This window comes from Bacillus sp. AR2-1 (assembly GCF_008368755.1).
In the GTDB taxonomy this organism is placed as follows: Bacteria; Bacillota; Bacilli; order Bacillales; family Bacillaceae_G; genus Bacillus_A; species Bacillus_A wiedmannii.
The window spans coordinates 190,556-203,253 of record NZ_QORY01000018.1; the positions used below are offsets into that span (position 1 = coordinate 190,556).

Below are 12,698 nucleotides of genomic sequence, written 5' to 3' on the forward strand. Positions count from 1 at the left end.
TTTATTCGTCTTCTTTTTTATCTTCGATTTGGAGTTCTGCTTCTGGTTTATGGTATGTGTAGAAGCTATCCACAAGTAAATCTAAATGCTCTACTTCTTCACTATAGTTAATAATGGCAGAAATAAGAGGGAAGAGGTGTAGCCATGTTTTATACGCTTCCTCATCGTCCTTGTTTTGATAATCCATAAAGATATCAATTAATTCTTGTTTACCTGTTTCAACTTCATCAAGCATTTCAACGGATTGTTGTTTTTTTGCTTTACCAATAAATTTTAATAAAACTTGTTCATGGTAATGGGTTAATGAGTCAAGTTCGTTTTGGATAGATTCCTGAAATTCTTCTGGCATATAGCGCAGTTCATTTTCAGTACGATGTAATGATTTTAACGTACTTAAAGCACGGCTTGTCGTCGCTAACATTTGTCTGAATAAAACGAGCTTACGAATTTTTGCGAACTTTACTTTTTTCGTGTAGCTTCTTTCTTCTTTATACAGCAAATAGTAATGGTTTAGTTTGATCATCTTTTCTTTCATACGATCAATATCAGTTTTTAGCGTTGTAAAATCAGAAGCTTGCCTGCTATTCATTCGAATCCATTTTACAATTTCTTCTGTATTATCAACGATACGATGATATAGTTTTGTTTCGTATTTTGGCGGCATAAACACTAAATTTACAAGTGAAGCCGCAATAATTCCAATCATAATCGTCGCAAAGCGAAGTAAGGCAAAACTAAAGAAATCGTCGCCCTGATACTCCATAATGGCGATAACTGTTACTAAAGCAATTGATATTGTGTTTTCTAATCGTAATTGTAACGTAAGCGCAATTACTAATATACATGTTAATCCAATAATAAAAGGATTATGTCCAAAAGCAGTAGCAAATACGATAGCGAATACGGCACCAATGACGTTTGCTTGAATTTGCTCAAGAGCTGTTAAATACGAGCGGTATACAGACGGTTGAACAGCGAATATAGCTGAGATTCCCGCGAATACTGGACTCGGTAATTGAAGTAAAATACAAGCAAATAAAGCTAATGTGATGGCAATACCCGTTTTTAAAATGCGAGCACCAAGTTTCATACCCTTAATAAGATCCTTTCTCTTGTCATAATGAATGTACAACATGATACTATACATTCATTACAATATGTTAGCAAGTGATATTTTAGTGACGTTAATAAGAAATTAAGATTCATTTTATACTTTTTCCTAATTCTTTTTAAACATCAATTTTTAGTGAAAAAACCTGCTGAATTTCAGCAGGTTTCAAATTGTTACTATAGATTACTATGAGAAGTGTACTTCGTCAATTTTTTCTTGAAAATGAAAAGTTGGTATATCACTCTGTTGAGATAGATGGATCAGCCTGCTCTTTTTTCGGGATAATTTCAAAAAACTGTTGCTGCATATCATCGAGTAACGGTGTTAATAAAGCAACTTCCTCGTATTGCTCATGTTCATTTAATACACGAATGTAATCTAACAATAACTCAGTCACATCTTGCACACCGTTTTTACTAATTGGTTGTAATGTAACATTTGCCCCTTTTGCGATTCTTCTTTTTAAGGCGTGTTCTGTTAAACCCGAGCTTGAATCATGACGTAAATAAACAACACCACCAGTCATACCAGCACAAATCCATGGACCAGGATCCCCTAAAACAAGCGCTCGCCCATTTGTCATATATTCAAAAGCGAAACCTTTAATATTAGAGTATACACCTATATTCCCTTGCTCTTTTTCACGGAGTGGCTTTGTCATTCGCCCTCCAATTATCATGTCTGCTCCAGAGAGGCGAATGCCAGCGCGAGCATCAGCGTTACCTTGAACGTATAGCGATCCTTTTTGTGCACCGTACCCAAAACCTTTTCCGACAGAACCGTTATAATATATGCCGTCTTTTCCTTTTGCTTTCGTTATATAAATACCACCACCAAAGGAGGTTTTACCAATACCATCTTGTGCACCGCCATTTACGTGTATAAATAAGTTCTCACTATTGTAAGCACCTAATCCATTTCCAGGAATAGAGCCATTCGTATACTTTAATGTAAGTGGTTCAAGCTTCGTGTCTTCATATAATTTACTACGAACGCGATAGCAAGATTCTAGACCACCCATAACGCGTTGCTCTACGCCAACGCCTACTAATTCTTTTGAATGAGGGGAATGAACTGTTTCAAATTGTTTTTCTGGTACGTATTCTGTTTTTGTAACAGATGGGTGTTCTATCGTTTGTAGTAAATTACATAAGTCTAATAAATTTTCGCCTCGAACTTGTTCTAATAAATCGGAATGTCCGACAATTTCTTGTAAATTTGTATAACCAAGATTTCCTGTTAATCGTTTTAGTTCTACGCCAAAAGTGGTGAATAAATGTAATAATCCAGCAACGGCGCTTTCTAATTCGCGCGGGACGAAGCGGCGTAATCCGTGTTCTTTCGCCTGAGCTTCAGACTCAATTTGTGTTGCAATTCCAACGTGACAAGTATCTAGATGACATCCGCGGCAAGTTGTACAGCCGATTGCAATCATGGATAATGTACCAAATCCAATACGGTTTGCCCCAAGGAGCATGATTTTCAAGGCATCATTAACACTTCGAATACCACCGTCAGCCCAAATTTCTACCTTTTGCCTCATATTTGCTTCTAATAAAGCATTGTGAGCGGCTTTCACACCAATTTCTACAGGAAGGCCTACATGTTGCAATGCGTGAATACGTGCGGCACCTGTACCACCATCAAATCCGCTAATGTTAATAAAGTCAGCACCAGCCTTTGCGATACCGACAGCAATTGTTCCAATGTTAGGGACAACAGGGACCTTTACAGCTACTTTCGCAAGTTGATTAGCCGTTTTAATTTCTGTAATCATTTGAGCTAAATCTTCAATGGAATAAATATCATGGTTGTTAGAAGGTGAAATTAAATCAGAGCCAATTGTAGCATTACGCGCTTCAGCGATTTTTGCTGTTACTTTTGAACCAGGCAAATGTCCGCCTTCACCAGGCTTTGCGCCTTGCCCAATTTTTATTTCAATTAAGTTTGATGAATTTAGTAGTTCGGCGTTTACACCAAATCGCCCAGATGCAACTTGTTGTCCACGTGTATGTGGATATTTTCCAATCATATCTTTAATTTCGCCGCCTTCACCGTTCAAGCTAATCATATTTAGCTGATCGGCCGCTTCTGCATATGCACGAAAGGCAATTTCATTTTGAGAACCGAATGACATGGAACTAATAATAAATGGTAAATCATGATTTTGAATGCTGATGGATACTTCTTCAGCCGGAACGACATGTTTTGTTTCTTTCGTTTGAACAAGATGTCTAATCGCGATTGGATTATTTTCTTCTAACTCACTTAATTTGTCACGGTAATCATCATAAGAATTTCCTTTTGCGACATCGCCGATTGCTTTCCAAATTCGCGGGAATATATGAAAAGATTTTCGCATTCTAACTTTAGGATTGTTATAATCATCCGCTCGCAATTGTGCATCTTCAGCAAGTGATTCAAGCGAAAAAGCTAAATCATTTGAACCGAAGAAATTCGTAATTTGTAATATATTTGCGATTTCCTCATGTAATCCGATAGAAGAATAGAGGCGGCCGTAACCACGTAATTCATGAATTCCAATTGTTGAAATGACTTTTTCTAGTCCTTTATTAAGAGCATTATACAAATTCGTAATTGGCGTTTTTGTTCCATCATTTACGGTTGCAAATAATAAATATGGATTCATACCATCTGCTCCTAATCCATACAGTGTGACGATATCATGTAAGGAGCGAAGGGCACCAGAACGTATAACGAGAGAGCAGTTTCGGCGTAATTTATTTTCGCTTAATACTTGATGTACTTTAGCGGTAACTAAATGCGGATCAATCCATAACTGTTCATTTAGATGAGCGTTGGCATCGTCTATTAATAGTAGGGAAGCTCCATCGTTCACGGCCTTTATCGCTTCAGAACTAATTCGATTTAAGGCGCATTGTAAAGTTTCTGTCGGACTGAATGTAGCAGAGATTGTAGCGATAGAGCTATGAGTATTGAATAGCTCTATAAGTTGTTCGTACGTAATTGTGTGTAATTCCTCTGTAATAGATTGTGCTACACTTCCTTCTAAAATAATGGGGGAAAGCATCTCAACTACAAATGGCCGTTTAGCTCCGCTTAATAAACTTGGGCGCTCTCCAAGTATTGTTCGTGTGGAGAAGTGCTCGACCTCTCGATCACGATCGATTGCTGGATTTGTAACAACGGCTACACTTTCCTTAATGAAATCAGCGATATTTCGTCTATCAGTATCGAGTGCTGCAAGTGGTGAGTCATGCCCAAGTGAGCGAATTGGCTCAACGCCTTTTGTTGCCATCTGTTCAAGAAGCTGAATATGTTCTCGGTCCCATCCGAAAGCAACGTATTGTTTCGTTTCGACTTGTATAGAATCACATAATCCTGGGATTTCTTTCGTTTCAGGGATAGATAAGTTTAAATGATAATCTTTAGTATCAACTCGCTTTTTAAAACGGTTATATACTTGAGTTTGGTAGTCATCGTATTCGTAGAGTACAAGTTCATCTTGTTCATTCCACTTTAGACCGACTTTTTCTCCAGGAGCGAGTGGTTTTGGTTCTGCTACATATTCAGTTGGTGATACAACTCCAGGTTCAGAAGAGAAAACATAAGAACTCGCTGTCTCTACTTTCCATACTGGTCGTAGTCCAAGGGAATCAACGCTGAAAACAGCCTCATCTTTATAACGTGAAATAATACCAGCTGGACCTTGCGCAAAATGGCCCCAAGCTTCACGTATATACGTATATAAATCTTGTAAATGCGGTTCATAAAGTTTCATTTCATTAATAATTGGTGGGAATAGTATATCCATTGCTTCAAATAAACTGTAGTCGTATTGAACAAGTAGAGTTTCTAAGGTGCGGTTTAAATCTTGGGAGTCACTGCCCCCAGCAGTAAGTGGAACATGAATCATGTCAGCTTGATCACGTAATTTTGCAATTGTGTTAATTTCACCATTATGTCCGAGAATGCTAAATGGTTGTACACGAAAAAAATTAGATAATGTATTAGTAGAATAGCGGTTATGTCCTAGTGTCATAGTTGAAGCGATAAGTGGATGTTGTAAATCATTGTAATAGGCAACAAGTGTATCCCCAGCGCCTAGAACTTTATATACAACATGGTCACGACTTAATGAAGCAACATGAATCGCTTCGTTTTCCTCTATTTTTATCGTTACTGAAAATAATGTTTGCTCAACATTTTCAACTTTATTTTCTGCGATAAGAGCAACTTGCCAAAATAAAGGTTCTTCCTGTTTACCAAGTGGACCGAGTGCATCGGAATTTATTACATCATCACTTTCAAAAATAATAGTAAAACTTTCGTTATTTAATTGCGTACGAATATGATTTTTTAAATTAACGATATTTGCGTTTTTGTTTAGAAAAAAATGTCCAACGATAAAGTGGGGATGATCCACAATCGTTGGATTGTATCCGTTATTTTTCAGCTTTTCATTCCAAAGTGCTTTTGGGACATCAATGTGAATTCCGATACCATCTCCTTCACCATTAATGAAACCAGCTCGATGATTCATTTTGACAAGTGATTGTATGCAAAGATCAATGTTTTCTTTCGTGGCAACTTTTCGTTTCTCCATAACGGAAACGATTCCACACGCATCATGTTCTGCATTTTTATAATCTCGAAATAAAGACGGTGTCCATGTATTTGTTTTATTGAGCATCCGTCAATCCCCCCTTTTATTGAAGTTTGAATAATCTTACTATTTAAGGCGTGAGCAGCCTTATATACAAGGATAGTAAGGATATAAAAGAAAAATAAAACAGATAATTATGAATAATTATACTATTAATAAGGGATTTATGAAATAGAAAAAAGGAAAAAAGAAAGATGTGCTTTCTTTTTTCCTTTTTAATGAAGGGATTATTTATTATCCGCTAAAGCAGCGAATGCTCTGCCTACAGCTTCAATTGTATATTCAATATCTTCTTTTGTATGTTCTGTCGTTAAGAACCATGCCTCGTATTTAGAAGGTGCTAAGTTAACTCCTTCTTGAAGCATAAGCTTGAAGAATTTACCGAACATTTCACCGTCTGTATCTTGTGCTGCATCGTAATCTTCAATTGTATTTGTTGTGAAGTATACAGTTAAAGCACCTTTTAGTCGGTTTAATGTAATATCGATATTATGTTTTGCAGCTTGCTCTAAAATTCCCTTTTCAAGCATCGCACCAAGTTCATCTAATTTCTCATAAAGACCTTCTTGTTGAAGAACTTCTAGACAAGCGATACCGGATGCCATAGAAGCAGGATTTCCTGCCATTGTACCAGCTTGATATGCAGGTCCGAGCGGGGCAACTTGTTCCATAATTTCTTTCTTACCACCATAAGCACCGATCGGAAGTCCGCCGCCAATAACTTTACCAAGCGCTGTTAAGTCTGGTGTTACGCCAAGTAAGTCTTGAGCACCACCGTACATGAAGCGGAAAGCAGTAATAACTTCATCATAAATTACTAGTGCACCAGCTTCGTGAACAAGTTCATTCACTTTCTCAAGGAAGCCAGGTTTTGGCTCTACAATACCGAAGTTTCCAACAATCGGTTCTACAAGGATAGCTGCTACTTCATGTCCCCATTTATCTAATGCTTCTTTTAAAGTTTCTACATTATTAAATGGAACGGTAATAACTTCTTGAGCGATACTTTGTGGTACACCGGCTGAGTCAGGAGTTCCTAGCGTAGAAGGGCCAGATCCAGCTGCTACAAGTACTAAATCAGAATGACCGTGGTAACAACCAGCAAATTTCATAATTTTTGTGCGGCCTGTGTAAGCACGAGCGACACGAATTGTTGTCATTACTGATTCAGTACCAGAGTTTACGAAGCGGACTTTATCTAATGCAGGCATTGCTTCTTTTAACATTTTTGCAAATTTTACTTCTAGTGCTGTTGGTGTTCCGTAAAGTACACCATTTTCAGCAGCTGTTGTAATTGCTTTTGTAATGTGCGGGTGAGCATGTCCAGTAATAATAGGACCGTATGCTGCTAAATAATCGATATATTTATTTCCGTCTACATCCCAGAAATAAGCACCTTTTCCACGTTCCATAGCAACAGGAGCGCCGCCGCCAACTGCTTTAAAAGAACGAGAAGGACTATTAACGCCGCCAACGATATGTTCTAAAGCTTCTTTATGTAATGCTTCTGATTTTGTGAATTTCACTACAATTCATCTCCTTACAAAAATCTATGTATTATTCTAACATGTTTTTCGAAAAGACGTATTGTTTGTGATAGAGAAGGCAGTTGGGTAAACTATTCGTTGTGACATTTAGGAAGGGGGTCCGATTATGAAATCGGTAATTGAGGTACAAGGGTTACGTAAAGAGTTTACAGCCTATTCAAGTCGTCCGGGATTAAAGGGTGCTTTTCGCGATTTATTAAATCGTAATTATAAAATAGTACCAGCAGTAAATGATGTATCTTTTAATGTGAAACAAGGTGAAATGGTTGGATATATCGGTGAGAATGGTGCTGGTAAATCAACAACTATTAAAATGCTTACGGGGATTTTGACTCCGACATCAGGAGAAATTTTAGTAAATGGGATGAACCCGCATAAGCAGAGAGAAGAATTCGTAAGAACAATTGGTGTTGTTTTCGGTCAACGCTCACAACTTTGGTGGGATATTGCTGTACAAGAATCTTTTCGTTTATTAAAAAAAGTGTACGGTGTATCAGACGCTCAGTATAAAGAGCATATGGAACACGTGATTGAAACGTTAGATATTGGTCCTTTATTAGATAAGCCAGTTCGAAAGTTATCTCTAGGTCAAAGAATGCGTTGTGAATTAGCGGCAGCATTAATTCATAATCCACCGTTATTATTTTTAGATGAACCAACAATTGGGTTGGATGTTCTTGTGAAATTAAAAATACGTGAATTTTTAAAAGAAATGAATGAACGTTATAAAACAACAATTTTATTAACAACCCATGATATTACTGATATTGAAGCTTTATGTGAGCGCGTTATCATGCTGGATGAAGGAAATATTATGTATGACGGTTCTTTAAATAATCTTCGTACACAGTGGGGAGCAGAGAAGGAAATCCATTTTCAATTTATTGCACCAGTTTCCTATCAGGCTTTATCAATGGTTATGCCAGATAGTCATGTCGTTTGGTCGAAAGCGAAAGAGGAAAACGCGTGGGTTGCAAAAATACCGAATGAAGAAGTTATCATTTCAATGCTTATTTCTAAAGTAGTACAAGCCTTTCAAATTAAAGATTTAAAAATTAACGAAGTATCTACAGAGGAAATTATTCGTAACATTTATGAAGAAGGTATTAAACATGGGTAAGTACATTGAAATGATTCGGATTCGCTTTTTAATGATGCTTGCGTATCGTACAAACTATTATAGTGGGATTTTAATTTATACAATTAATATCGGTGCGTATTATTTTTTATGGCAAGCAATTTATAGTGGAAAAGAGAATATTGAAAGTTTATCTATTTCGCAAATGACTACTTATATCGCAATTGCGTGGATGGCACGTGCTTTTTATTTTAATAATATAGACAGGGAAATTGCGATGGAGATTCAAGAAGGACGTGTAGCAGTAGAACTCATTCGTCCATATAACTATTTAGGCATGAAAGTGATGCAAGGTCTTGGTGAAGGAATATTTCGTTTTGCTTTCTTTTCAATTCCAGGTATGGTTATCGTTACCTTATTATTTTCATTGCAAATTACAACGAATTTTCAAACGTGGTTATATTTCTTCTTATCTTTAATATTTAGTTTTATTATTAATACACAAATTAATTTAATGACGGGAATGCTCACGTTCTTCCTATTTAATAATAGTGGAATTATGTATGCGAAACGTGTCGTTATTGATTTATTTTCAGGTCTATTATTACCAATTAGTTTTTATCCGTTATGGGCCCAAAAGGCAATGATGTTTTTACCGTTTCAGGCGATTAGTTATATTCCGAGTATGATTTTTTCAGAAGGTATACAAGGAAGTAAATTGTATGAGGCATTATTATTCCAAGTAATTTGGGCAATTGTACTTATTATTCCAATTGTACTCATGTGGAGAACGGCGAGAAAACGTCTAATTGTACAAGGGGGATGATGAGATGATATATATAAACCTATTTTTGCAATATGCAAGCCAATATATAAAAACAAAATTGGAGTATCGGGGCGATTTTATCGTTGGATTACTTTCTGATTTAGCACTACAGGCTGTTAATTTAATCTTTATTCTCGTTGTGTTTGGGCATACACAAGCATTAAAGGGCTGGAGTAGAGAAGAAGTAATCTTTATTTATGGTTTCTTTTTAGTGCCGTTTGCCATTTTCTCAGCTTTCTTTAACATATGGGACTTTAATGATCGTTACATTATTAAAGGAGAAATGGATCGTATATTAACGAGACCGATTCATAGTTTATTTCAAATTATATTAGAAAGAATGGAACTGGAATCTTTAATTGGAGCGATTACAGGAATAATTGTAATGGGATATGCAGCAGTGGAGCTGCAATTATCTTTTTACTGGTACGATTTCTTCTTATTCTTACTGATGGTAGGAGGAGGAGCACTTGTATACGGAGGGATATTTGTTACGCTTGCGAGCCTTGGTTTTTGGTCGGATGCGAAAAGTTCAATTATGCCGCTAATGTATAACATAGGTAACTATGGTCGCTATCCTGTTAACATTTATAACCGTGTGATTCGCTTCATTTTAACGTTTGTTTTACCATTTGCGTTTGTCGGAGTGTATCCAGCAGCATACTTTTTAAGAAAAACAGAGTGGAATAGCTATGCATTTGCAACACCATTCGTTGGTGTTATCTGTTTTACGATTGCAATTACTCTTTGGAATCAAGGGGTAAAAAGGTACCGTGGTGCTGGGAATTAATTATAGAAGCTTGTTTGTTTCTAAGGGATAAATCCAATGGCCGTCTCATACATATAAAATGAGGTGGAGGACATGTTATGGGGATTTATTCTATTAATTGCAGCAATTGCTATTTTGAGAAGTGTCCAATTGTTATGGAGTTCATATTCAGATTCTAGGCGTTTCTTTTCGCTTTATAATTTAGCCTCCTTATTTTTAATTTATACAACGGTATTGATTGCGTTTGGGTTAAGTTATGTTGTATTAGAAGAAATGGGTTTTGCAGTTTTGAAAGAAGATGGAGAAAGCTTGCATGCCCAATCTTTTCAACTTGTAGAAATTTGCTTATATTTTAGCGCAGTTACTTTATTGTCCGTTGGGTACGGTGATATAGCTCCGATTGGAGTAGGGAGATGGATTGCGATTGCAGAAGCGCTAATTGGATATACATTACCGTTTGCTTTTGTAATGAGGTCTGTAATAGACAATGAAAAATAAGATAGCATTTGATATAGTAAAAGAAAAGAGTAGGAGTGATAACAATGATCACAGTAGGAGAAATGGCTCCAGAATTTACATTAGAGGGAAGTAACGGGGAACAAGTTCGCTTAGCTGATTTTCGTGGTAAAAACGTAGTGCTATATTTTTATCCGAAAGATATGACTCCAGGGTGTACAACTGAAGCATGTGATTTTCGCGATGCGTATGGATTATTTCAAGAGAAAGATACAGTTATTCTTGGTGTAAGTCCTGATTCAGCGAACAGACATCTGAAATTCATTGAGAAGCATGAGCTTCCATTTGTACTTTTAGTAGATGAAGATCATAAGGTAGCGGAATTATACGATGTTTGGAAATTGAAAAAGAACTTTGGAAAAGAGTATATGGGAATCGAGCGTTCTACATTCCTTATTAATAAAGACGGTGAGCTTGTAAAAGAGTGGCGTAAAGTGAAAGTGAAGGGACATACTGAAGAGGTTCTTTCTTATATAAAGTAAATTCATTGTGGAGATAAAATATATAGAAGTAAGGCGAGTGTCTATACATATTTTATCGTCTTACATAAAGTGAAGTGTAGGGCATACCTCCTCAGATGATAGTATTCCAAGTGCGATTATGTCGCACTTTTTTTCTATGTAAATGTATAGAAAATGGGGAAGGATATATAAGAATAAGGCTATATACAAAAATAAACCACATACTTATAGTAGAAATATTGACGATTTATAAGAAAAGGAGTACACTCTTTATAAGAATTATAAAATAATAATCCGTATAGAATCGGGGTGCATGACGGTGGTCAAAGAAGAATTAAAAGAAGCGCTAGAAATGCTGAAAAATACGGGTGTACGCATTACTCCACAGCGTCATGCTATTTTAGAGTACCTTGTGGAATCTATGACGCACCCAACAGCGGATGACATTTATAAAGCATTAGAAGGTAAGTTTCCAAATATGAGTGTTGCAACTGTCTATAATAACTTACGTGTATTTAAAGAGGTTGGACTTGTAAAGGAATTAACTTATGGAGACGCTTCAAGTAGATTTGATTATGTTACAAGTCAACATTATCATGTGATTTGCGAAAAATGTGGTAAGATTGTTGATTTTCCTTATGGAGGTTTGGAACAGCTTGAAGAGGAAGCTGCGAAAACGACAGGCTTCGTTATTAATAGTCATCGCTTAGAAATTTATGGCGTTTGTCCAGAGTGTCATAAGGCGTAATATATAATAAAGAAAGAGGGTACGTCTCCCTCTTTCTTTATTATATATGGGAATTACGTTAGGTTCAGGAGGATTTAAAATTTGTCCAGAGTGTCATAAGGCGTAATATATAATAAAGAAAGAGGGAGACGTTTACGTCTCCCTCTTTCTTTATTATATATGGGAATTACGTTAGGTTCAGGAGGATTTAAAACGTTCAGTGAAGAACCTAATTTAATTAAAGATAAATACAAAAGGTGATTTCTTTGTTAAGAAATCACCTTTTAACGTTTAGTTTTGTAAGGGCACATTGTACCTATATATGCCTATGATTTATAGCTCTTCTTATTATATTTCTCATCAAATTCTTTTCCTTCTAGATTTCGATCCATTGTTAAAGGTTGGTTGCAATGCATACATGCGTCGACACGACCGAGCATTTTGGTCGGCTTATCGCAGCTTGGACAAATAATTTGTACAGTTTTAGTAGATAACATGCCAATCCAAAAGTAAACGACAGTACTAGCGATAACAGCTAAAAAGCCAACCATCATAAATGTTGTCATAATAATAATGTTTTCACGGAAAAAGACACCTAAGTATGCAATGAAGAGGCCGATAAATACTAAACTTAATGCAAAGGTCCGGATTTTATTGATTTTGTTCGAATACTTAATGCTCATTCTCACCACTCCCCTATAATAATAATATAACATAAAATTTAGAATTTTCACTCGTTCGTAAACGTGATAAACCGATAAGATATGAGATATGGAGTATGATGCAGAATGAAGGGAGACTATAATGGTTTTTGGAACATGGTTTTAAGATTTTAACGGGATGTGAAATTTTTTTATGAAAAGTATTGACCCCTTATATACTACGTGATATATTAATAACCGTCGCTGATGCGGAAATGCAGAAAACGACAAAAAAGAAATTGAAAAACTTAGTTGACATCGAAAAACGAAGATGTTAACATAAGGAAGTCGCGAATGAGCGACCGAGTAGTTCT

General features: G+C 36.2%; 10 protein-coding genes. 6 read left to right on the top strand and 4 right to left on the bottom strand.

Annotation, left to right across the window (positions count from 1 at the left end):
- Position 1: 1 nt before the first annotated feature.
- The 3 genes from DT250_RS21655 to hemL form a co-directional block, all read right to left on the bottom strand.
- Positions 2–1,090: an aromatic acid exporter family protein gene (locus DT250_RS21655; RefSeq protein ID WP_000765792.1), complete on the bottom strand. Its 1,089-nt coding sequence runs from the start codon at positions 1,088–1,090 to the stop codon at positions 2–4.
- A gap of 259 nt (positions 1,091–1,349) precedes the next feature.
- Positions 1,350–5,786: a glutamate synthase-related protein gene (locus DT250_RS21660; RefSeq protein ID WP_149213698.1), complete on the bottom strand. Its 4,437-nt coding sequence runs from the start codon at positions 5,784–5,786 to the stop codon at positions 1,350–1,352.
- 200 nt (positions 5,787–5,986) lie between these two features.
- Positions 5,987–7,285, bottom strand: coding sequence for a glutamate-1-semialdehyde-2,1-aminomutase (gene hemL / locus DT250_RS21665; protein ID WP_000673249.1), 1,299 nt, complete (start codon positions 7,283–7,285; stop codon positions 5,987–5,989).
- Between the two features lie 127 nt (positions 7,286–7,412).
- Here hemL and DT250_RS21670 point away from each other — a divergent pair, with 127 nt between their 5' ends.
- The 6 genes from DT250_RS21670 to perR all read left to right on the top strand — a co-directional run bounded on the left by DT250_RS21670 (position 7,413) and on the right by perR (position 11,704).
- Positions 7,413–8,426: an ABC transporter ATP-binding protein gene (locus DT250_RS21670; RefSeq protein ID WP_000843640.1), complete on the top strand. Its 1,014-nt coding sequence runs from the start codon at positions 7,413–7,415 to the stop codon at positions 8,424–8,426.
- Positions 8,419–9,210 (top strand): ABC transporter permease, encoded by a 792-nt coding sequence (locus DT250_RS21675; protein ID WP_000521517.1) that lies wholly within the window; start codon positions 8,419–8,421, stop codon positions 9,208–9,210. Before DT250_RS21670 ends, DT250_RS21675 begins: the two co-directional genes overlap by 8 nt.
- Before the next feature lie 4 nt (positions 9,211–9,214).
- Complete coding sequence (locus DT250_RS21680) at positions 9,215–10,000, top strand: ABC transporter permease (RefSeq protein ID WP_000639385.1); 786 nt, start codon at positions 9,215–9,217, stop codon at positions 9,998–10,000.
- 72 nt (positions 10,001–10,072) lie between these two features.
- Positions 10,073–10,477, top strand: a complete 405-nt coding sequence (locus tag DT250_RS21685) for a potassium channel family protein (RefSeq protein WP_098190910.1) — start codon at positions 10,073–10,075, stop codon at positions 10,475–10,477.
- A 44-nt stretch (positions 10,478–10,521) separates the two neighbouring features.
- The gene (gene bcp / locus DT250_RS21690; protein WP_060486952.1) at positions 10,522–10,977 is read left to right on the top strand and encodes a thioredoxin-dependent thiol peroxidase; all 456 of its coding nucleotides are present in this window, start codon (positions 10,522–10,524) and stop codon (positions 10,975–10,977) included.
- A 298-nt stretch (positions 10,978–11,275) separates the two neighbouring features.
- Positions 11,276–11,704, top strand: a complete 429-nt coding sequence (gene perR / locus DT250_RS21695) for a peroxide-responsive transcriptional repressor PerR (RefSeq protein ID WP_000237831.1) — start codon at positions 11,276–11,278, stop codon at positions 11,702–11,704.
- 305 nt (positions 11,705–12,009) lie between these two features.
- Here the strand turns inward: perR and DT250_RS21700 are convergent, their stop codons facing one another.
- Positions 12,010–12,366 carry a YgzB family protein gene (locus DT250_RS21700; protein WP_000025063.1) on the bottom strand — a complete coding sequence of 119 codons (357 nt, stop codon included), beginning with the start codon at positions 12,364–12,366 and terminating at the stop codon, positions 12,010–12,012.
- Between the last annotated feature and the right edge of the window lie 332 nt (positions 12,367–12,698).

Bases quoted from the DNA above. Each gene is read 5' to 3' on its own strand.
- DT250_RS21655 (WP_000765792.1), bottom strand. From the start codon at position 1,090: ATGAAACTTGGTGCTCGCATTTTAAAAACGGGTATTGCCATCACATTA.
- DT250_RS21660 (WP_149213698.1), bottom strand. From the start codon at position 5,786: ATGCTCAATAAAACAAATACATGGACACCGTCTTTATTTCGAGATTAT.
- DT250_RS21670 (WP_000843640.1), top strand. From the start codon at position 7,413: ATGAAATCGGTAATTGAGGTACAAGGGTTACGTAAAGAGTTTACAGCC.
- DT250_RS21675 (WP_000521517.1), top strand. From the start codon at position 8,419: ATGGGTAAGTACATTGAAATGATTCGGATTCGCTTTTTAATGATGCTT.
- DT250_RS21680 (WP_000639385.1), top strand. From the start codon at position 9,215: ATGATATATATAAACCTATTTTTGCAATATGCAAGCCAATATATAAAA.
- DT250_RS21685 (WP_098190910.1), top strand. From the start codon at position 10,073: ATGTTATGGGGATTTATTCTATTAATTGCAGCAATTGCTATTTTGAGA.
- bcp (WP_060486952.1), top strand. From the start codon at position 10,522: ATGATCACAGTAGGAGAAATGGCTCCAGAATTTACATTAGAGGGAAGT.
- DT250_RS21700 (WP_000025063.1), bottom strand. From the start codon at position 12,366: ATGAGCATTAAGTATTCGAACAAAATCAATAAAATCCGGACCTTTGCA.